Below are 20421 nucleotides of genomic sequence, written 5' to 3' on the forward strand. Positions count from 1 at the left end.
CGGGGCATAGGGCTGTGGTGGCTCTGGAAAGGGCGGTTCAGAACAGGAGAGGTTCTGTGGTCTAACCACACTCTAAAGGATGTGGTCCAACCACATCAAGTACCATTGGCACATGCGTACCCACCAATTGGTCCTGCAGTGGATCGAAAACCAGCTGTCGACCGGCGAGTTGGCCCTGGGTGGCCGGCTGCCAGCGGAGCGCACGCTGGCCGAGCAGCTGCAGGTCTCGCGCACGTCCGTCCGGGAGGCGATCCGGGTCCTCGAGGCCATGGGCGTGGTGCGCGCGGGGGTGGGTTCGGGGCCTGAAGCCGGCACCGTGGTGATCGCGGACCCGACGGCGGCGCTCGGCTCGGCGCTGCGCCTGCACGTGGCTACGTCGCACCTGCCCGTGGCGGATATCGTGCAGACGCGGATCCTGCTGGAGTCCTGGGCCGTAGCCCGTGCCCGCACGGACTCCCCGGCGCTGGCCGAGGCGGCCGCGCTGCTGGAAAAGATGGAGGCATGCCCGGATACGGACGAATTCCTGGCGCTCGACGTCCGCTTCCACCTTGCCCTCGCCGAAGCTGCCGGGAATGCCGTGGTCAGTGCCATGATGGGCTCGCTGCGGGAGGCCATCCAAAGCTATGCCGGCAAGCTCACGGCCAACCTTCCTGACTGGGATGCCACCGCCGCCCGCCTCCGCGCAGAGCACCGCGAAATCCTGGCAGCCATCCACAAGCACGACGGCGGCACGGCCGCCGGGCTGGTGGCAGCCCACATCGAGGGGTACTACAAAGAAGCCGGGCTGGGTCCGAGGGATTCGGACCCAGCCCGGCAGTAGCCATAGGAAGGGGAGCCAGCAGGAAGGCGAGTTAGCGCAGTTCGATCTCCAGCACCTGGAAATCGTCTGCCGCGTGCCGGCCCACCAGCAGCCGGAACGTGCCCTGCTCGAACTGCCACCCGCCGTCGTAGTGCCCGAAGGCCTTCGCCGGAATGCGGACTTCCACGCTGTCCGTTCCGGCCGGGGCCAGGTGCGTCCCGGCAAAGCCGGCGAGCCAGCGGACCGGGCGCTCCACGGCAGACTCCGGGCGGTCGAGGTACACCTGGACCACTTCGCGGCCGGTCCGGGGGCCGGTGTTGCGGACCGGAACGTGCACCACCACGTCCTGTCCGGCCGGAACCGACTGCGGTGCGTGGGCGGTCCCCAGTTCGAACGTGGTGTAGCCCAGTCCGAAACCGAACGGCAGGGCCGGGGCCGCTCCGCCTTCGGCTTCCTGCTTCAGCCACGCCCGGTAGCCCACGTGGATCCCCTCGGAATAGACCACCTTGCCGTCAACGGGAGTGGTGTTGAGCACCGGCACGTCGGCCAGTGCGGCGGGCCAGGTAGTGGGAAGGCGACCGCCCGGCTCCTCGGCACCCAGCAGGATGTCGGCGATGGCGCTGCCGAATTCCTGGCCGCCGAACCAGCCCAGCAGCACAGCGCCCACTTTGTCGAGCCAGGGCATCAGCACCGGCGAACCGGAGTTCACCACCACCACGGTGCGCGGGTTCACCGCGGCCACAGCCTCCACCAGCCGGTTCTGCAGGCCCGGAAGATCAAGGTCCTTGCGGTCGAATCCTTCGGACTCGATGGCCGCGTTCGTTCCCACCACGACCACTGCGACATCCGCGGTGCGTGCTGCTTCAACGGCGGCGTCGATCTCCGCCTGGGGATCGGCGACCACCGTTTCCTCGCCCAGCAGGATGGCGGTGAACGGGATGACCTGCTGCTTCGGCAGCTGGTATTCGGCCTCGATCCGCACGCTCTGACCGGCCGCGGTCTCGATGGCGTGGACGGTCTTGGGCGGATCGAACAGTGCAGCGCCGAGGACGTCCGTGTCATCCTCGAGCTCGCTGTTGAACACCTCCGCGCCGTCGAGGGTGAGGCGGATCTGCCCGACGGTCCCGATGCCCAGGTGGTGGACGCCAGCCGTCTCGGCAGTCCAGTCGGCCTGCATCCGGATGGCCGCGGCGCCGTCGGGGATGCCCACGCCGAACCAGATCAGGTGCGAGGCGAGGCGGTCCTCGCCGGAAATCTCGGAACCGTCCCCGGCGAGGAACGTGACCCGGATCCCCGGAACGCCGGACACAGGGTTGCGCAGTGAGTTACGGGGGAACGCCTGCAGTCCCTCGGCCACCTTGGCGCCGCGCACATAGGTGACGTCGACGTCGTCGGGCAGTGCCTGCCGCAGCCCTTCCAGCGGCGAGACGGTGTACTTGGGCATCACGGTGGCACTGCCGCCGCCCTGGGTGCGTGCTTCCTCGGCGTTGTGGCCGATCACGGCCACGCTGCCCAGCTTGGCGGCCTCAAGCGGCAGGATGCCGTCTTCGTTGCGGACCAGCACTGCGCCGCGGACAGCCACTTCACGGGCGACGGCGGCGCCGTTCAGTTGCGCGGGAAGCTCTGTCACGGCCGGGGTGAATCCCTCGAGCGAGCCCACGCGCGCTGCCAGCCGCAGGATCCGGATGGCTTTCGCCAGGATGGCGTCCCGGCTGACCCGGCCGTCGTTCACGGCGGCCAGCAGCTTGGGTCCCCAGTGGCCCCCAGGGCCCGGCATTTCCAGGTCCTGGTGGGCGTTGGCCGCATCCACGGACCGGACGCCGGTCCAGTCCGACACCACCACGCCGTCAAAGCCCCATTCCGTGGACAGCGGGGTTTCAAGCAGCTTGTTTTCGCTGGCCGTGGTCCCGTTGATGGAGTTGTAGGAGCTCATTACCAGCCACGCGCGGGCCTCAGTGATGGCGTCCTCGAAGGCCGCCAGGTAGAGCTCGCGCAGGGGGCGCTCGTCCACCACGGAATCCGCGGTGAACCGGTCCGTCTCGGCCTCGTTGGCCAGGTAGTGCTTGGGGGTGGCGCCGATGCCCATGGACTGCACTCCGGACACGTACCCGGCGGCCATGGTTGCCGTGAGCCGCGGATCCTCGCTCATGCATTCGAAATGGCGGCCGCCCAGCGGAGAGCGGTGCAGGTTGATGGTGGGGCCGAGGACGGCGTGCACACCCTTGCGGCGCGCTTCCTGTCCCAGGACCCGGCCGTAGCGGCGGGCCGTTTCAATGCTCCAGGTGGCGGACAAAGCGGACGACGACGGCAGGGAGACGGAGTCGTGGCGCTCGTCGAAGTCTTCGCCGCGGACGCCGGACGGCCCGTCAGACATCACCACGCGGCGCAGCCCGATTTCAGGGATGGCATGCGTGGCCCAGACGTCCGCTCCGGTCAGCAGCTGGACCTGCTGCTCGAGGGTGAGGCTTTGGGCGAGTTCGCGGATCCGTGCCTCGGCGTCAGGGGAATCCGGGGCCGGGGCCGATACAGCCGGTGAGAGTGCGGGGTTCATTTACTTGACTCCTTTGATGCGGATGACGAGGATGGCGCCGATGATGCCGACTGCTGCGCCGCCGAGGAACAGGGCGGGGTAACCGCCGAAGGCAATGACCGGGAAGGCGACGGCTGGGACCAGGGACTGGGGCAGTGCCTGGGCGATGTTGAAGACACCAAAGGTCTTGGCGTTCTCTGACTGGTTTCCGGGCAGGAGGTCGGCAATGAGGGCGACGTCCACGGCGCCGAAGCAACCGAGGCCGAGCCCGGCGATCGCCTGGCCCACAAGGACCTGGTCGGTGGTGCTGCTGGTGGCGATGACGATGAGGCCCACCATCATGATCAGCGCCGAGGCGATGACCATGCCCTTTCGCTTGCCGATGCGGTCACTGATCCACCCGCCGGCAAGGCTCGTGGCAACCGTGCCGGCCGAGCTGACCAGGGTGGCCTGGAACACCAGGCTGGTTACCTCGGTTTCAGCTACGTGGAGGTGGTCGGTGAAGAAATACGGCAGGTACAGCAGCCCGGCGCAGTAGCCGATGTAGACCATGAACTTGGTGAGCCAGGCCCAGCCCAGTCCGGGGTAGGTGCGGGGGTTGAAATAGAACGAACCCAGGATCTCCTTGAGGTTCAGCGGGGCCGGCTTTTCGGTCAGGACCCGGTCCTTGAACGTGAAGGCAAAGGCAATCGCCACGGCGGTGCCAACCACGCCGGGCACCACGGCCATCTGCAGGGCGTTGTCGAAAAGCTGCGCGAAGAAGGCTGCTGCGACCAGTCCCACGGGAAGCGTCATGCCGATCAGCCCGGACAGGCGCCCGCGCTCTGCCGGAGCGGCCTGGTCGGGGAGTGTTGCCACCAGTGCCGCGAGGGCGGCATTGAAGCCGAGCTGAGCAACGACCCAGGCAATCAGGACCGTGGCGACGTTGGTACCGGAACCCAGCAGGAAGAGCGAGGCCAGACCCACGAGGGAACCGCCGACGATCCAGGGCTTGCGCATGCCGAACCGTGACATGGTGCGGTCGCTGAGCCTGCCAAAGAACGGGTTGGCGAGCAGGGCCACCATGGCGCCGACGCCGGCCACGAGGCTCAGCGCCCCTGCCCGGGTGTCCGGTGTGGTGATTTCGGAAACCTTGATAGCGAGCACCACGAGGGCCGGCGCCAGCACGGCCATCCACAGGCCTGCGCTCGCGATGGGCATGCCGATCACATAGGCGCGGGGAGCCTTGGCCGGTGCCCCGCCCGGTGCCGCCGGCGTCGTGCCTGAAAGGGTGCCGCTTGCGGCGCTTGACAGGGCGGCTGCTGGCGTACTGCTGTTGGGGGTTCCGCTGGCCGGAGAAGCAGCGGAATCCTGGGGAATGGTCTTGACGGCCACATTGCCTCCTGACGAAAAGTGACCCTCCGTTGGGTCCTGACAATGATGGTAGCGACAAAAACCGAGTCTGACTAGATTTTTGCAAGACAAAGTGAAATACACTGACTCAATGTCATCGTCGAAGCCACGCGGCCAGTACGCAAAGGGAGCGGAGCGCCGCGAACAGATCATCCAGACGGCCACTGATGTTTTTGCCACGGAGGGCTTCGAGGGCACGGCGCTGAAGCGCGTGGCCGAGCTCGTAGGGGTCAAGGAAGCAACCCTGTTCCACTACTTCCGCGGCAAACAGGAGCTCCTCACCGCGGTCCTCGCGGAAAGGGACCGGCGCAGCCTTGCGGTGGGCGACCAGGCGGAAGTGGGCCTTCGGCTGATGGCGCCGATCGCCGAACGGAACCGCGAGGAGCCAGGGCTGACCACGCTTTATGCCGTCGCGTCGGCCACCGCAAATGACCCCGGTCATGATTCGCACCCCTATTTCCAGGAGCGCTACGCCCTGGTGGTGGAAGAGCTGGCCGAGGACATCATGCGCCGCCAGGAGGCCGGCGAGGTGCGGCGGGATGTGCCCGCGAAGAAGCTGGCGCGGCTGGTGGTGGCCGCATTTGACGGCCTCCAGCTGCAGTGGCTTTACGACAAGGATGTTGACATGGCGGACGGCCTGACGCAGCTCATCGACGTCCTGTTGGCCCCGCCCGCGCGCTAAGGCTTCGCGGGTCCCGTGCTGCTGCGGCCTTCCAGCCGGGGCTGGAACACCGTTGGCCCTTGGGCGACTGCGTCGGAGGGAACGTTGCGGATCAGGTCCCGCATCCGGTGCCACGCCTGCTGGCCCAGTTCGGTGATGGGAACCGCTGCCGTGGTGAGCGTCGGGGTGGTGTACCGGGCAAACGGGATGTCGTCGAAGCCGGTTACTGAAATGTCCTCCGGGACCCGGATGCCGCGTTCGTGGAGTCCGCTGAGCAGCCCCATGGCCACAAGGTCGTTGAAGGCCAGGACGCCGGTTGCTCCGCTCGCAAGGACGGCATCCACTGACTCGTGCCCCACCTCGAAGGTGGAACCGCCGTCGAGCATCTGGAGGTCAATCTCCGGGTGGGCGGCCGTGAACTTCTCCAGCCCCAGGAGGCGCAGGCCGTTCGACGCACTCCGCTCGGGGCCGGCCAGGAAAGCGAGCTTCGTGTGGCCCAGGCCCACGAGGTGCTCCGCGAGTTCCTGGATGCCCTGGCCGTAGTCCACCATGAGGCTCGGCGCGCGCGTGTCCATGGTGGTGCGGTTGATCAGCACCATGGGATGCAGTGACGGCGCGAGCTCCTCCAGTTCGGCGTCGCTCATGCGCGGCGCGCACAGCACCAGGCCGTCACAGCGGCGGCGAGCCTCGCCGGCGAGGATGGCTTCCTCGCTGGAAACCTCGGAGGAATCGGCGATCAGGACGCGGTAGCCATCCTGGGCCGCAGCCATGCTGAGGCCGCGGAGGATGGCCTGGAACGTGGGGTTGGAGAGGTCCGGGACCACAATGCCGATGGTGTCTGTCTTGCCGAGCGCCAGGCTGCGGCCCACCGGGTTCGGCTGGTAGTTCAGCTCGGTGGCTGCTGCCCGGACCCGGGCGGCAATGGTGGCGTCAACGGTGAAGTTGCCGTTCATGACACGCGACACCGTCGCGTGCGAAACACCAGCCTTGAGTGCGACGTCGGCAATGCCGATCCGCCGTGTGGTAGCTCTCCTGCCCATGGGGCCCCTTTCCGGGCTTCTTCGACTCCTCCCGCCCGGTCTGCCGTTCAGGTCTTCCCGTTCGGGCAGATGGTTGACGTGACCGCCAGAGTCTTGATACAAAGCTTATAACGCTCCGAGAAAACGCTTTCTCATAATTCTCACCGCACTCCTCCCGGCCGTCAAGCGGCCAGCGTTCCTGCCTTCCGAAAGGGTTACACCGCCATGGGCAACACAGCCAACACCGTCAATCCGGGCAGCGCCGTCGCACCCGACGACGCAACTGTCGATGACAGAACCGCCGACGAGGCCACTGCCGACGCCGCCCGCTCCGCGAACCCCGCCCGCAAGGCACGCATCGCCCTGATCGGCACCGGCGGCCGTTCCGAGATGTACATCCGCGCAATCTTCGGCAAGCACTCGGACACCGCCGAGCTAGTGGCTTTCTCCGACGTCAACCCCGGCCGCGTGGAGTTTTACCAGAAGCTCATCCAGGAATTGGGGGCACCCGGTCCTGTTGCGGCCTTTGATCCCGCCGAACTCACCGCCTTCATCCGCGACAACGATATTGACCGCGTCGTGGTGACCACGCCCGACTACACGCACGCCGACTACATCGTGGAAGGCCTTGAAGCCGGCGCTGACGTGGTGGTGGAGAAGCCGCTGACCATCGATGCGGAAGGATGCCGCCGCATCACCAAAGCCGTTGAGGAAACGGGCCGGAACGTCGTGGTCACCTTCAATTACCGCTACTCACCGCGCAACAGCGCCCTGAAGGAGATCATCCAGAGCGGCGTGATCGGCAAGGTCACGTCCATCGACTTCAGCTGGGTCCTGGACACGGTCCATGGCGCAGACTACTTCCGCCGCTGGCACCGCGAAAAGAAGAACTCCGGCGGCCTGCTGATCCACAAGGCATCCCACCACTTCGACCTGGTCAACTGGTGGATCGACGACGTCCCGGAGCGGGTTTTCGCCTCCGGCGGCCTGAGGTTCTACGGCGACAGGAACGCCGCCGAGCGCGGGCTCGGCCCGCGTCCGGAGCGGGGCACTCCCGACGCCGGTGCTTCCGCCGCCGGAACCGGCACCGCCGAAAGGGACCCCTTCGCGCTGGACCTGCGTGAGGACGAGCGGCTCAAGGCCCTCTTCCTGGACAACGAGCACTTCGACGGATACCGCCGGGACCAGGACGTGTTCACGGCAGGCATCACCATCGAGGACAACCTGGCGCTCGTGGTCGACTACCAGGGCGGCCCCACGCTGAGCTACTCGCTCAACGCCCACAGCCCGTGGGAAGGCTACCGCGTAGCAGTCAACGGCACCGAAGGCCGGGCGGAACTCGAAGTCGTTGAACGTGCGGCCGTGGTGCACAGCACCGACAAGAAGACCGTGGTGGACCCCTCGGCAACGCCGGTCGAAGAGGAGGACGCGGTCCGGCGCAACGGCGAACGCCTGGTGGTCCAGCGGCACTGGGAGCCTGCCTACGAGGTGCCGATCGTCAACGGCGAAGGCGGCCATGGCGGCGGCGACGAACTCCTCCTGTCCGATCTTTTCAACGGCCCCGGCGAGGACCCCCTGGGACGGCCCTCCGGATACCTGGACGGACTGCGCTCCGTGTCCGTCGGCATCGCGGGCAACGCCTCCCTGGAATCCGGGCTTCCCGTCCGTACCGCGGACCTGGACCTCGGCGCCGACCTCCGCCGCGGCGCCTAGCCGGCGGCCGACAACCTAAGGAAACAACATGAGCAGGATTTTTGTGACCGGCGGCTCCGGCCGGCTGGGACGAAGTGTCGTGGCCGGCCTCGCCGGCGCAGGCCACTATGTCATCTCGGTGGACCGCGACGCCGTTCCCCCGGCCCAGCTGCCCGGCGGCGTCGAGCAGCGCACTGCCGACCTTCTGGCGCCGGGAGAGGCGGAACGCCTCCTTCGCGATACAGCGCCCGACGCCGTCGTCCACCTTGCCGCGATCGCCGTACCGTTCAGCGCACCGGAAGACGTCATCCTCAGCACCAACACAAGGCTGGCCTACGCCGTCATCAGCGCAGCGACTGAATTGCGCATCGGCAAGATCATCACGGCAAGCAGCCCCACTGTGCTGGGGTACGGCTCGCCCGCGGGCTGGCTGCCGGAGAGCTTCCCGGTGGACGAGGAAACCACGCCCCGGCCCTGGAACGCCTATGCATTGTCCAAGCTCATCGCCGAACAGACCGTGCAGATGTTCGCGGCCGCTCAGGGAGATGCCATCCGCTACGCGGCCTTCCGCCCCTGCTATGTGATTTCGCCGGAGGAGTGGGCGGGTGCGCTCACCCAGCAGGGCCACACAGTCCGCGAACGGCTGGCCGATCCGGCCCTGTCCGCACCCGCACTCTTCAACTATGTGGATGCGCGCGACGTGGCGGACTTCCTGGACCTGCTGCTGGCCAAGATGGACACCATCCCCAACGGCCAGACCTTTTTCGTGGGGGCCGCCGACGCGCTGGCTACAGTTTCGCTTGCCGAGCTGATGCCGCGGTTCCTGCCCGGCAGCGCCCAACTTGCCGCCGGGCTGACGGGCACCAGCCCGGCATTCTCGATCACCAAGGCCCGGGAGCTCCTCGGCTGGCAACCCACGCGAAGCTGGCGGACCGAACTGAAGACTGAAAGCACCCTCAATGACGAGACCCCTGCCGCGCTGGTCGCGGCCGGCACAGGATCCAAGGAGACCCCATGAAATTCGACGGCGTACTGTTCTTCCCTGTCACACCGTTCACCCCGGAAGGCACTGTTGACGTGGAGCTCCTCAAGGAGCACATCGGCTCGAGGCTCCCGTTCGGACCCGGCGGCGTGTTCCCCGCCTGCGGCACCGGTGAGTTCCACGCCCTGAGCATCGACGAGGTGCGCACCGTTGTGACGGTCGCCGTCGAGGTTGTGGCAGGCAAGGTGCCGGTGGTCGCCGGTGCCGGCGGCCCGCTCGGCCATGCCCTCGCCGCTGCCCGGGTGGCCGAGGAAGCGGGAGCCGACGCACTGCTGGTCCTGCCGCCGTACCTCGTCACCGGCCCCACCGACGGCCTGGTGGCCTACATCGAGGCCGTGGCCGCGGCCAGCAGCCTGCCGGTGATCGTCTACCACCGGGGGAACGCCAAGTACACGGCCGCCTCCATGGCGCGCCTGGCCGCCAACCCCAAAGTGATCGGGTTCAAGGACGGCCTCGGCGACGTGGGCCTGGCCCAGGAGATCGTCACCGCCATCGCCGCCAGCGGACGCGAGGATTTCCTGCTCTTCAACGGCCTGCTCACGGCAGAACTGACCCAGGGTGCCTACCGGGGCCTGGGCATCCCGCTCTACTCCTCGGCTGCGTTCGCCATGGCTCCCGAGATCGCCAAGGCCTACTACGACGCCTACATCTCCGGTGACGAGGAGCGCCGGCACGCTCTGCTGGAGGGTTTCTACGCGCCGCTGGTCCGCCTCCGCGACCAGACACCGGGCTTCGGCGTCTCCCTCATCAAGGCCGGACTCCGGCTGGGCGGCCTGCCGGTGGGCCCCGTGCGCGCACCGCTGGTTGACCCCTCCGACGAGCAGCTGGTTCAGCTCAAGGCCATCCTGGCCAGGGGCTACGAGCTGGCGGGCCGCTAATGAGTGTGCCCGTCGACGAAGCGGTCCGGACCGCACCCCTCATTACGGGTCTGTCCACCCGGCTCCTGACGGTTCCGCTGCGGCGCAGCTGGGGTGCGGAAGCGCCGGAGAACCACGTGATCGTCACCGAGATCCAAACGGACGACGGCGGGACGGGCCACGGGTTCTCCTGGACCCCCACCATCGGCCCGCAGGCGGTCAAGGCGCTCCTGGACTTCGACATCGCGCCTTTCATTGCCGGGCTTGCTGCGCACCCCGAAACGGTGTGGGACCAGCTGTGGAAGCGGCTGCACGAGGCCGGCGGCGGGGGACTCACCACCATCGCCATCGCCGGCGTCGACCTTGCCCTGTGGGATCTTCAGGCACGCCAGGCCGGGAGCTCGGTGAGCGGGCTGCTGGGCCAGCGCCAGGATTCCGTGGAGGTATACGGTTCCGGCGTTAACCTGCACTATTCCCTCGAGGAACTGGTGGCCCAGGCGGAACGCTGGGTGGCGGCCGGGCACCATGCCGTCAAAATCAAGGTGGGCAAACCGGACATCCGGGAAGACGCGGAACGCGTTGCCGCCGTCCGGCAGGTCCTGGGGCCAAACCGGAAGCTCATGATCGATGCCAACCAGCGCTGGGACCTGCCCGCCACCTTCCGTGCCTTGGACGTGCTGGGGGAGTACGGCCTCGACTGGCTCGAGGAACCCCTCCGGGCGGATGACCTTTGGGCGTACAGCAGGCTGCGGCAACAATCCCCGGTGCCCATCGCCCTGGGCGAGAACCTGCACAACATCTACCGCTTCCGCGATTTCGTCGAGGCGGGAGCCGTGGACATCATCCAGCCCAACATCATCCGCGTCGGCGGCATCACGCCCTTCCGGCGCATCGTGGAACTGGCCCGCGCACACAGCATCAGAGTCATGCCGCACCTGCTGCCGGAACTTTCCGGCCAGCTCGCGCTGACCATGGCCGAACCCACCCTGGTGGAGGACGTCGAGGACGCGTCCTTCGAACAGCTGGGGGTGCTGGACGCACCGTCGCCCGTGCGGGTCAGCAACAGCCGGCTCACCCTTACCGGCCGGCCGGGACTGGGTTTCGACTTCAGCGGGTCATCCGCCGACAACCAGAACAGGAAGCCACTGTGACAACAGCAACCCTCGAACTTACCGCCCTGACGGCAGCTGCCGCCCGGGCGGCCAAAGCCGCCGCAGCCGCGTCCGACGCCGAACGTGCCGGATGGCTCCATGCCGTCGCCGATGCCCTGGACGCCAATGTGACGGAACTGGTGGCCATCGCCGAAGCGGAAACCCGGCTGGGAACGGCACGGCTTACCGGTGAGGTGGCGCGCACCAGCGGACAGCTGCGGCTCTTCGCCACGGTGATCACCGAAGGGTCCTACCTCGAAGCGGTGATCGACCATGCAGACCCGTCGGCCACCCCGCCGAAGCCTGACCTGCGGCGGCTGCTAAAGCCGATCGGGCCGGTGGCTGTCTTCTCGGCGTCGAACTTTCCCTTCGCCTTCTCGGTGGCCGGCGGGGACACGGCATCGGCGCTCGCCGTCGGCTGTTCCGTGATTGTGAAGGCGCACTCCGGCCACCTCAGGCTTTCAGAGCGGACGGCGGAAATCGTCACAGAGGCACTGGCAGCCGCGGGCGCCCCGGAAGGCCTGTTCGCCCTCGTCAGCGGCCGGGACGCCGGCACGGCGCTGGTGCAGGATCCGGCTATCAAGGCCGTTGGCTTCACCGGGTCCATTCCCGGCGGCCGGGCGCTGTTCGACCTTGCCGTCTCCCGGCCCGATCCCATCCCGTTCTACGGTGAGCTCGGCAGCCTCAATCCCGTCGTGATCACGGCCGGCGCGTCGCAGACCCGGGCGGTTGAGCTGGCCGCAGGCCTCGCAGGGTCCTTCACCCTTGGCGCCGGGCAGTTCTGCACCAAGCCGGGACTGGTCTTCATTCCGGCCGGCACCGACTTCCCGGCCATGCTCGCGGAGGCGGTCAAGGACAAGGCCGCGGTGCCCATGCTCACGGAGCGTATTGCCGAGGCCTACCCGGACGGTTTGCGGAGCGTCGCGACCCTGACGGATGCTTTCGGCGTGGCCGCCGTCGATGTGATCAGCGGTTCGGTTGAGCAGGACGCGGCAACGGACGGTGCGGCGCCGGTCATCTTCAGGACGACGGCCGCCAACGTGCTGGAGCGCCCGGAGGAACTGCTGGAGGAATGCTTCGGTCCCACCACGCTGCTGATCGAGTATTCGGACCCGAACCAGCTGAGCGAGGCGCTTGCACTGGTGCCCGGCAGCCTGACCGCCACTGTCCATGCACAGCCCGACGAGGACGTTTCGGGACTCGTGGAACAGCTTGCCGGCCTGGCCGGACGCGTGCTGTTCGACGGCTGGCCTACCGGTGTGGCCGTGAACTGGGCCCAGCAGCACGGTGGTCCGTACCCTGCCACCACGTCGCTGTTCACCTCGGTGGGGGCGACGGCGGTGCGGCGCTACCAGCGCCCGGTAGCCTACCAGGACGCTCCCGAAACGGTGCTGCATCCTGCCCTGCAGGAAGCGAACCCGCTGGGCATTCCGCGCCGCATTGATGGTGTGCTGGTGCTGCCCTAGTTCGGCCCTGGTCCGGCCGCGTGCGTAAGCGACACAGGAACATCATCCTCCGGAAACGTCGCTGCAACCTTGCTGGAGGATGCTGATCTCAGTTGATGGCCGGCCTCACCTGAAGCCGGATTTCAGCGGATAAAGCGCCAGGGGAGGGGCTCATCGTGGATGCAGGCGGGAAATCAAACGTACGGACGTGTGAGGAGTTGTCGGCAGGTGAGGAAATCGAGGCCTGGCACAAAGGCAGGCTGTTCCACCGGGGCCGGGTGACCGAGACGATTCCGTCCACGGACCTGTTCTGGATCGTGGACTCACGAACGGGGGCGCGCAAGCTGCTGGACGTGGAGGCCCTGGAGATTGTCAGGGTGGAAAAGATCATCCCGGCTGAAACTGTCCGGGTTGAACCCCACGTTGTGTGGTTCTCCTCGGCCTGACGCGTGCCGGACGGCCGCATCAGGCCGGGGAGAAGCCAACGCCTGGCGTGACTTCACCCGCCATTAGCTCGCCACGCGGTGACTGCCTAGTGGCTGAGCGCGGAGGGGTCGAGGTGGCTGATGCCCTCCGGCGTAATCCGCAGGACCCGCGCCGTGGAGATGTCATAGAACAGCCCCACGACGTGCACGCGTCCGGACTGCAATGCTTCCTGAAGGCCGGGGTGGCGCTGGAGCCTGTCCAGCTGGACCGCAACGTTCACCATTGCCAACTGGTCCACGGCGCCGAACCCGGCGTCGGCTGCTGCCGCCTGGACCCTGTGGCCTTCGCGGAAGGCGGCCAGGCTCGGACGAGCGTGGTCGAGCCAGACATCGATGGCGCCGCGCGGCTCGGCCTCGGCACCCGCACTGTCCGGGTCGGCCCACAGCGCGGTCATGGCACCGCAACCCGAGTGCCCGCAGACCACGATGGATTCCACGGACAGCTCGCTGACGGCGAACTCCAGGGCTGCCTCAATGGACGCGTCGCGGCCGGTGTCGCCCACCACGTTTCCCACGTTCCGGACGGTGAACAGATCGCCGGGGCCGCTGCTGGTGATCAGGTTTGGCACCACGCGAGAATCCGAGCAGGCAACGAACAGGGTGCCCGGATCCTGGAACGAGGACAGCTCCTGGACATGCGGTCGCACCAGGTGGGCGTTCCGCCGGTGGTAGTTGTCCACGCCGGTCAGCACGGAGCGCAGCGGCGCGGGGACCTCCGGGCCGGCAGGGGCATGGCCGCCGGCAGCGTGCCCGCCGAGGATCCGCCGCTGCCAGCTCCGCCACGGGGCGAATCCGCTCCGCAACGCGGAGCGCGAGCTGCCGCGGCTCGGCGGACCGGCCTGGGCATCGTGGAGCGTGGCAGTTCCGCTTTCCTCGATGATCACCGTGCCGCCGTTGACTACATGCCGGTTGCGCCAGGCGTCCAGGGTGTCGTGGACGGGATGGTCGAGGAAGTCCACCTCCAGCTCAACAGTGACGTGCGCGCCGGCAGGGACCGAAGCCAGCACAGTGCTGAGGCGCGGGAGTGAAAGGAAGCTGCAGGATCCGTCGATGACAACGCGCCAGCGGTTCCCGCCGTCGGTTCCGACGGGCTCCGCGTGGATGCTGGCCCGAGCCACACGCCAGACGACCAGCGCAACGGCGAGGACCAGGCCGGTGAGGACTCCGGCGAGCAGGTTGACGAACACCACGCAGAACAGCGTCACTCCGTAGACCGTCAGGTCCCCGGTCCGGCGGGCCGTCCTGATGTCGGCTGTCCGGACCAGGCGCGAGCCGATCACAATCAGCAGGCCGGCGAGGACCGCCTGGGGAATGAGCTGGATCAGGCCCGCCAGCAGCAGCGAGAAAACCAGCACCCATACGCCGTGCAGTATGGCCGACTTGCGTGTACGCGCGCCGGCCTCCAGATTGGTGGCGCTCCGGACGATCACGCCGGTGACGGGCAGGCCGCCCAGCATCCCGGAGGTCACGTTGGCTGCACCCTGCCCCATGAGTTCACGGTTGAAGTCGGTCCGCTGTCCGTGGTGCATCTTGTCCACGGCCACCGCGGAGAGCAGGGATTCAACGCTGGCGATCAGTGCAATGGTCACAACGCCAAGGACCACTGCGGTCCAGTTCCCGTCGGGGAGCTCGGGCAGGGCAATCGCGCCCAGCAGCGACCCGTCGAAGCTGATGCGGTCCACATTGAAGGGCAGCGAGAGCGCAGTGGCTGCGATGACTGCAACGAGGGGGCCGGGAATCCGGCGGACAGCAGCGGGAAGGTGCTTCCACCCAAGGAGGAGGGCGATGACGACGGCGCCCAGGACTGCCGCGGCGATGTCGGCGCCGAAGATGCTGGCCGGGAACGCGGTGATGTTTTCCCAGGCTTCACTGGCGGACTCTGCGCCGAGCATCACGTGGACCTGCTGCAGCACAATGGTGATGCCGATGCCCGCCAGCATGGCGTGGACCACTACCGGTGCGATCGCCAGGGCAACGCGGCCCACCTTGGCCAGCCCCAGCAGGGCCTGAAGCACGCCGGCCGCAGCAGTGATGGCGCAGGTGACAGGCCAGCCGAACTGTTCGATCAGGCCGGCCACGATGACGGTCAGGCCGGCGGCGGGTCCGCTGACCTGCAGCGGCGAACCGCCCAGCGAGCCGGCCACGATTCCGCCGACGGCCGCCGCGATCAGGCCGGCCATGACAGGGGCGCCCGACGCAGCTGCGATGCCGAGCGACAGGGGTACGGCCACGAGGAACACCACCAGCGAGGCCGGCAGGTCCCATCGGAGTCCGTCGGTCAGGAACGACTTGATGGTTTTGGGCCCGTGTGGTTCCGGCAGGGCCTGCCGGCCCGGGACGGGGTCCTTGTCAGTGCGGGCAGGGTCAGTGCGGGCAGGCGGGTCCGTTTTGGCGGGTGCTGATGGCATTGCAGTCCTTCGCTGGTACGTCGCGGTCCCGTGCCACGCTATGGACGCCCCGGTTCAGCCCGCAAGGGGACCGACGGTGAGATAAAACACGCGAAAAATTCGCTCGACGCCACGTAACGGTGGCTCAACAAACCGATTGCTGCGGAATGCGGGGCCATTCATTTCCCTGAGGCCGGGAGCCTGCGGGACCCCACCGAATCCGACTCGGGTTTCAAGTCAAATCCATTCGATGGGGCATCGAATCAGCCATCAAGGACGGAAAAACTGGCAACGGTTTTCCACGAAAGTGCCCACCGGTCTATACCAGTGACGCCGTATTGCGAGGACAATTTGGGGCGCGTTCCCTGCTGTGCAACTGCTGGGAAGCGAGCCTCACAGCTGCAGCGTCACGGGCCGGGCGATGCCGTTCACTGCGGCGGTTGGCCAGCGGGGATCCACAGTGAGCACGATAATGCCCGCCTCCGTCAGCTGCACTGTGTCCTCGATCTTCACCCCCGGGCCTGAGGGGTTCCAAGTGAAGGTCTGGTTGCGGACCACGGTGTCGTCCGTGGCGGGCGTTGCCCGGGGATCACGGCCCGCATACCCGGCCGGCCCGCCCTGGTGGTGGAGGGTCCATTGGCCCGCGCCGAAGCCGTGCCGGGAATATGCTTCCTGGATTTCCGCGAAAATGCCGTCAAGCCGGGCGCCGGGAACCGTTGCGTCAAAGATGTCCGCTTCCACGGCGGCAATCCGGGCTTCGGCGTCGCGCTCGGCCGGGCTGCCGGCGTCGAACCGCACCCAGCGGGTCACGTTGGCCACGAGCCCGTTGCGCCGCGCGCACACCACTGCCATGGCCCGCCGTCCGATCGGCGCATGGGTGGGCAGCGGATGCCGGAACTCGCTGCGGCCGGCGCCGTTGCAGAGGAGGACCAGCGGCTCGGCTCCTATTGCCACGATGCGGGCTGCCAGGGCAGAGGCCAACGCGAACTCCGTGGTTTCCGGTGTTGCCCCGGACAGGACGTCGGTCATCGCGGCAGCGGCCTCGGCGCAGAGCCTGGCGTATCGGGCGCTTTCGCCCGGGAGGAATTGTTGGCGGGCGGCCCGGAGCTCTGCGGTAACCTCTGCCTCCGGCAGCGGGTTTCCGTTGGGGGCGAGCATGGCTGCGGCGGCATGCAGCTGTCCGTGCCAGGGCACCGTGTGAAGGGCGACGCCGTCGGGCAGTTCCTCTGCCGCTATCCGCGCCGCCTCGTTGCTGAACGTGACCAGGTGGTCCCCGTCACGGTCAACCAGCATGGCCGCGATGGGGTCGCCGGCGAGGCTGATGTGGACCCGGCTGCCGTCCAGGTACCAGGTCAGCGCCGTGTTGGTGGTCAGCAGCAGCGATTCCCGGCCAGCGGCCTCCAGGATGTCCAGGACGCGCCGCCGTTTGACGGCGCGGTCGGCCGGGTTGCCCGGTGCGGTTCGTTCTACTGCTGCGGCTTCCAGTTCCTGCCGTGCCTGCTGGGTAGCGGTGTTCATAAGGATTCCCCCAATGTATTGATGAGCTGTTCGATGTCGCCGGTGGACAGGAGGCCGTCGGCCACCAGCACCGTGACGGTTCGGTGAAGCGGGCTGGCGTGGCTGGCTGTTGCTTCCTGCTCCCACGCCAGGGAGAGTCCGACGCCGGGATACCCGGCCACGCGGACGAACCAGGGATCGCCGGGCTGCTTTGCGCCGGCGCCGGCCAGGAAGGCACCGGGCAGGAAGACCAAAGTGGCCGGACCGCCGTCGGACTCTCCACCCCTGAAGGTGCCGGACCACGCCAGCCATGGTGCCGCGGGGGAGGGGAGGGTTCCATGCACAGCGTCCTCTCCGTCCGCGGACGCGGTCGACACCGCGGCTCCGTGGACCGCAGGCAGGCGCCAGAAGAAGCCGCCATAGCCGCCCTGCGGACGGCCGTTCGAGCCCGGACTGCCGAGTCTGACCGGGTCCGGACCGGACGGGGTGAGTTCGAAGTCGAGGGTCAGCCGCCACGTGGAGGCGTCTACGGCGGCCCAACTCCATGTCCGGCGTTCGTTGAGGAGGGGCGATGCGTCCGGCGCCAGCCAGCTCAGGGTTTCGGTCTGCGAGCCATCGCCGTTTTCCACTGCGCGCGTGACGATTCGTCCGTGGTCCTTCCGCCAGACGTAGCCGCCGGCGTCGCGGGTGTAGGTCCGTCCGCCCCAGAAATTCACGCCGTCCACGTCCTGGATGGCAATTCCCACACCAAGGTGCCACACGTGGTCCTCCGGAAGATGGTCGGTCACCACGGTGCCGGCGAGGCTGCTGACCGGATGCAGGTACGGGCGGGGCGACGACGTGGGTGCTATCCGGCTGCCGTCTGCCGGCTTCGCCACTACTTTCCCGTTTACCGTGAACGGAGTCTGAGCGCCGACGTCGGGCAGTTCACCGGGCAGTTCCGCCGTCAGTTCACCGGGCAGGTCACGGGCCCAGGGCACGCCGAGTTCCGCAAAGGTGGCCTGCGCCGCCGCGGCCCGGCGCATGTGCTGGCGGATGCCGTGGACAACGGGGTGGGCGTCGTCGCCTTCGCCTGCCCAGGTGATGTGCCGCGCGTCAATGGCGCGCGGCTGCTCAGCTGTCCGAATGGCTTCCAGCACCTTCATGAAGGCACCGTTGCCTGCCAGCGGACTCAACAGTCCGTCTTCCCCGCCCGGGGAACGGCGACAAGCGAGGAGGTTTTCCAGCAGATCCGTACGGCCGAACATCTCGGTGCGCTCGCCGTCGGGCGTGGTGACCGTCAGCCGGTCCTCGGTGTAGAAGAATTCGGCGCGCCCCAGCATGCCGTGGACAGTGACCGAGGGTGCGGTCTGTTCATCGGCACACAGCGTCAGGGCGCACAGCAGGACGGTGCCGTGAGCGGTCCGTACGCGGATCACCGACGTGTCGTCGCTTTCGGTGGGGTGGGCCCGGTAGAGGTCCGTTTCCACGGATGCGACATCCGTGGCCAGCGAGGCACCGGCGATTTTCAGCCCGGTGGCCACGGCATGCGCCAGGGCGTTGGTGGCCACTCCGTCCACGACGTCGGTTCCGTCCAGGCTGCGTTTTCCCGCCCATCGCGAGCGCTTGAAGTATCCCGTGGTGCGCACCCAGGTGCCCACGGCGCTGACACCGCGGACCTCGCCGATTTCGCCGGACGCCACCACGCGCTCGAGAGCCGGCAGGGCATGGGAGCCGAGGCTTTGGAAACCCACCTGGACCAGCCGGCCCGACTGCTGGGCGGCGGAGAGCACGGCGTCGAACTGGGCCAGGGATGCCATAGGCGGCTTCTCAACGTAGACGTCAGCGCCGGCGGCGATTGCGGCGAGTGCCAGCGGCGCATGGGTCTGGATGGGTGTGGCCAGGATGACGACGTCCGGCGCCGGACCGGCGGCCAGGAGCTCCGCCAAGGAGGGGAACGTCGTTACTCCGTCAGGCAGAGTGCCATCCGCCGGTGGGCGGGGGTCCGCAACCGCTACGAGCTCCACGAGGCCCAGCTCGGCCAGTCGGGCCAGGTTGTCGAGATGGCGTGCGCCGTAGCCGTGGGCGCCCACGAGGGCAACCCGCTGTGCCGGGCCGGTACGTGCTGAGCCGGTTGCTGTCTGTTCCTGCCGGCTGGCGGAGTGGGTGCTGAAAGTGTCGGCTGTCATGAGGGTCCGTTCTGGCGTGCGAAGACCTGGCGAGCTGGGGAGAGGGATTCGAGGAGGAAGCCGGCGGCTTCCTCCTGCATGTCGGTGGTGAAGGCGTGACCGCCCGGCCGGAAGCTGCCGGTGTAGCGGCCGGATGCATTTTGCGCACGGAGCAGGGCATCGGCGTCGCGCATTCCGTCTTCCGGGAACAGTTCGTCAGCGAGCGCGTACTGCACCAGGAAGCGGTCCGCCGTCGAACGGGCAGCGAGCTCGGGATAGTCGCCCAGCCGCGATAGGCCCGGGGTTTGCAGGAGCCACGAATGGGCGTCCACGTACGACGGGAACAGAGAGCGGTACGTGGTCATCATGCAAGTGACCACGAAACTGCGGACGAGTGGGCTGAGGGCGGCCAGCATCAGGGACCGGCCGCCTCCTCCGGAGAAGCCGACTGTGCCCAGCCGGGCGGCATCCACGCCCGTGAGACCCGAAAGGACGCGGAGGGCCGCGAGGTCGTCGTGCGCCACCATTCCGGCGAAGCTCGTGCCCAGGAGCCCGGCTGCTTTCGCAACAGTGTCCTCGTGCGCTGCCGCCGCGGCGTCATACAGGTCCGCTTCGGAAGGTACGACGCCGGCCTCCCGCCAGAGTGCCTTGCGGCCGTTGACGACGGCGGCCGTCCGCCAAGGGGGCGTGTCCAGGTCGAACCGGCGGCTGCCCCAGGAGAAGGCGTCGTGGGCAAGGACGGCGAAACCCCGGGACGCGAGCCAGGTGGCGAAGGGGCGGCCACCGTAGAGGTTCTGTTGGAGGGCCGATATTTGTATGCCGGAATCTACCAGGCGTGGATCCACCAGGCGTTCGGCGCCGACTGACTTGATACCGGCGTGGCAGTGGAGCGCCAGGATCCCCGGCAAGGGGCCGGCGGGGCCGGCTGGGCGTAGGAACCAGGCGCGGGTGCGTGGACCGAAGCCCAACTGCCAGCTGACCCGTGAAGTAGTGACGCCGTCGTGCGTCTCCTCCGACTCCAGCGCAACTGACCCCAGCACAAGGCCGGAGTTGGCCGCGGCGGCGGGAACACCGAGGGCATCCGCCAGTTCCTGCCCCGCCGGGGAGTCCGCGATGTGGCGCGGATGCCAGCGCAGGTAGGACGGCCAGTCCTCATAGCCGCCAATGGCGCTGGGCCGTGTCGGTGTGTCCGTAGGGCCGGGATCTCCGGTGCCCGTACTCTTGGTGCCCGGATCTTTAGCGTCCGGAACGCTGGTGCCCGGATCTTTAGCGTCCGGAACGCTGGTGCCCGGATCTTTAGCGTCCGGAACGCTGGTG

Annotated in this window: 15 protein-coding genes; 8 read left to right on the forward strand and 7 right to left on the reverse strand. The window is 67.9% G+C overall.

The genetic code is table 11. The features are described from left to right. Positions 1-112: 112 nt before the first annotated feature. Complete coding sequence (locus tag J2805_RS22730) at positions 113-820, forward strand: FadR/GntR family transcriptional regulator (protein WP_309980292.1); 708 nt, start codon at positions 113-115, stop codon at positions 818-820. Positions 821-851: 31 nt separating this feature from the next. Here J2805_RS22730 and J2805_RS22735 read toward each other — a convergent pair whose 3' ends face one another. Both J2805_RS22735 and J2805_RS22740 read right to left on the reverse strand, forming a co-directional pair. Then, complete coding sequence (locus tag J2805_RS22735; RefSeq protein WP_309980293.1) at positions 852-3350, reverse strand: beta-glucosidase family protein; 2499 nt, start codon at positions 3348-3350, stop codon at positions 852-854. Then, a complete protein-coding gene (locus tag J2805_RS22740) occupies positions 3351-4703 on the reverse strand; it encodes an MFS transporter (RefSeq protein ID WP_309980294.1) in 1353 nt (450 codons plus the stop codon). It abuts the gene before it with no gap. A 109-nt stretch (positions 4704-4812) separates the two neighbouring features. Here J2805_RS22740 and J2805_RS22745 point away from each other — a divergent pair, with 109 nt between their 5' ends. Then, positions 4813-5403, forward strand: coding sequence for a TetR/AcrR family transcriptional regulator (locus J2805_RS22745; RefSeq protein ID WP_309980295.1), 591 nt, complete (start codon positions 4813-4815; stop codon positions 5401-5403). On the opposite strand, the gene J2805_RS22750 is transcribed toward J2805_RS22745, so the two are convergent. Then, positions 5400-6422, reverse strand: a complete 1023-nt coding sequence (locus J2805_RS22750) for a LacI family DNA-binding transcriptional regulator (RefSeq protein ID WP_309980296.1) — start codon at positions 6420-6422, stop codon at positions 5400-5402. The two genes, J2805_RS22745 and J2805_RS22750, sit on opposite strands and share 4 nt — an antisense overlap. Positions 6423-6626: 204 nt before the next feature. On the opposite strand from J2805_RS22750, the gene J2805_RS22755 reads away from it, so the two are divergent. The 6 genes from J2805_RS22755 to J2805_RS22780 all read left to right on the forward strand — a co-directional run bounded on the left by J2805_RS22755 (position 6627) and on the right by J2805_RS22780 (position 13034). Next, positions 6627-8114, forward strand: a complete 1488-nt coding sequence (locus J2805_RS22755) for a Gfo/Idh/MocA family protein (RefSeq protein WP_309980297.1) — start codon at positions 6627-6629, stop codon at positions 8112-8114. Between the two features lie 28 nt (positions 8115-8142). Continuing rightward, positions 8143-9111, forward strand: coding sequence for an NAD-dependent epimerase/dehydratase family protein (locus tag J2805_RS22760; protein ID WP_309980298.1), 969 nt, complete (start codon positions 8143-8145; stop codon positions 9109-9111). Next, positions 9108-10013: a 5-dehydro-4-deoxyglucarate dehydratase gene (locus tag J2805_RS22765; protein WP_309980299.1), complete on the forward strand. Its 906-nt coding sequence runs from the start codon at positions 9108-9110 to the stop codon at positions 10011-10013. The genes J2805_RS22760 and J2805_RS22765 overlap by 4 nt, the downstream gene beginning before the upstream one ends. Further along, positions 10013-11143, forward strand: coding sequence for a mandelate racemase/muconate lactonizing enzyme family protein (locus J2805_RS22770; RefSeq protein ID WP_309980300.1), 1131 nt, complete (start codon positions 10013-10015; stop codon positions 11141-11143). The genes J2805_RS22765 and J2805_RS22770 overlap by 1 nt, the downstream gene beginning before the upstream one ends. After that, complete coding sequence (locus J2805_RS22775) at positions 11140-12609, forward strand: aldehyde dehydrogenase (NADP(+)) (protein WP_309980301.1); 1470 nt, start codon at positions 11140-11142, stop codon at positions 12607-12609. The genes J2805_RS22770 and J2805_RS22775 overlap by 4 nt, the downstream gene beginning before the upstream one ends. Positions 12610-12806: 197 nt before the next feature. Next, positions 12807-13034: a hypothetical protein gene (locus tag J2805_RS22780; RefSeq protein ID WP_309980302.1), complete on the forward strand. Its 228-nt coding sequence runs from the start codon at positions 12807-12809 to the stop codon at positions 13032-13034. 86 nt (positions 13035-13120) lie between these two features. Here J2805_RS22780 and J2805_RS22785 read toward each other — a convergent pair whose 3' ends face one another. The 4 genes from J2805_RS22785 to J2805_RS22800 form a co-directional block, all read right to left on the reverse strand. Continuing rightward, positions 13121-15481 (reverse strand): bifunctional SulP family inorganic anion transporter/carbonic anhydrase, encoded by a 2361-nt coding sequence (locus J2805_RS22785; RefSeq protein WP_309980303.1) that lies wholly within the window; start codon positions 15479-15481, stop codon positions 13121-13123. Positions 15482-15853: 372 nt separating this feature from the next. Then, positions 15854-16978 (reverse strand): M24 family metallopeptidase, encoded by a 1125-nt coding sequence (locus J2805_RS22790; protein ID WP_309980304.1) that lies wholly within the window; start codon positions 16976-16978, stop codon positions 15854-15856. Beyond that, positions 16975-19125: a DUF6807 family protein gene (locus tag J2805_RS22795; RefSeq protein ID WP_309980305.1), complete on the reverse strand. Its 2151-nt coding sequence runs from the start codon at positions 19123-19125 to the stop codon at positions 16975-16977. Before J2805_RS22795 ends, J2805_RS22790 begins: the two co-directional genes overlap by 4 nt. Then, a complete protein-coding gene (locus J2805_RS22800) occupies positions 19122-20270 on the reverse strand; it encodes a dienelactone hydrolase family protein (RefSeq protein ID WP_309980309.1) in 1149 nt (382 codons plus the stop codon). The genes J2805_RS22795 and J2805_RS22800 overlap by 4 nt, the downstream gene beginning before the upstream one ends. Positions 20271-20421 lie beyond the last annotated feature (151 nt).

This window comes from Arthrobacter oryzae (genome assembly GCF_031454875.1).
GTDB lineage: Bacteria > Actinomycetota > Actinomycetes > Actinomycetales > Micrococcaceae > Arthrobacter > Arthrobacter oryzae_D.

Excerpts from the sequence above, each read along its gene's own strand:
- J2805_RS22750 (WP_309980296.1), bottom strand. The coding sequence starts at position 6,422 with ATGGGCAGGAGAGCTACCACACGGCGGATCGGCATTGCCGACGTCGCA.
- J2805_RS22730 (WP_309980292.1), top strand. The coding sequence starts at position 113 with ATGCGTACCCACCAATTGGTCCTGCAGTGGATCGAAAACCAGCTGTCG.
- J2805_RS22765 (WP_309980299.1), top strand. The coding sequence starts at position 9,108 with ATGAAATTCGACGGCGTACTGTTCTTCCCTGTCACACCGTTCACCCCG.
- J2805_RS22770 (WP_309980300.1), top strand. The coding sequence starts at position 10,013 with ATGAGTGTGCCCGTCGACGAAGCGGTCCGGACCGCACCCCTCATTACG.
- J2805_RS22735 (WP_309980293.1), bottom strand. The coding sequence starts at position 3,350 with ATGAACCCCGCACTCTCACCGGCTGTATCGGCCCCGGCCCCGGATTCC.
- J2805_RS22795 (WP_309980305.1), bottom strand. The coding sequence starts at position 19,125 with ATGACAGCCGACACTTTCAGCACCCACTCCGCCAGCCGGCAGGAACAG.
- J2805_RS22760 (WP_309980298.1), top strand. The coding sequence starts at position 8,143 with ATGAGCAGGATTTTTGTGACCGGCGGCTCCGGCCGGCTGGGACGAAGT.
- J2805_RS22755 (WP_309980297.1), top strand. The coding sequence starts at position 6,627 with ATGGGCAACACAGCCAACACCGTCAATCCGGGCAGCGCCGTCGCACCC.
- J2805_RS22745 (WP_309980295.1), top strand. The coding sequence starts at position 4,813 with ATGTCATCGTCGAAGCCACGCGGCCAGTACGCAAAGGGAGCGGAGCGC.
- J2805_RS22785 (WP_309980303.1), bottom strand. The coding sequence starts at position 15,481 with ATGCCATCAGCACCCGCCAAAACGGACCCGCCTGCCCGCACTGACCCT.
- J2805_RS22790 (WP_309980304.1), bottom strand. The coding sequence starts at position 16,978 with ATGAACACCGCTACCCAGCAGGCACGGCAGGAACTGGAAGCCGCAGCA.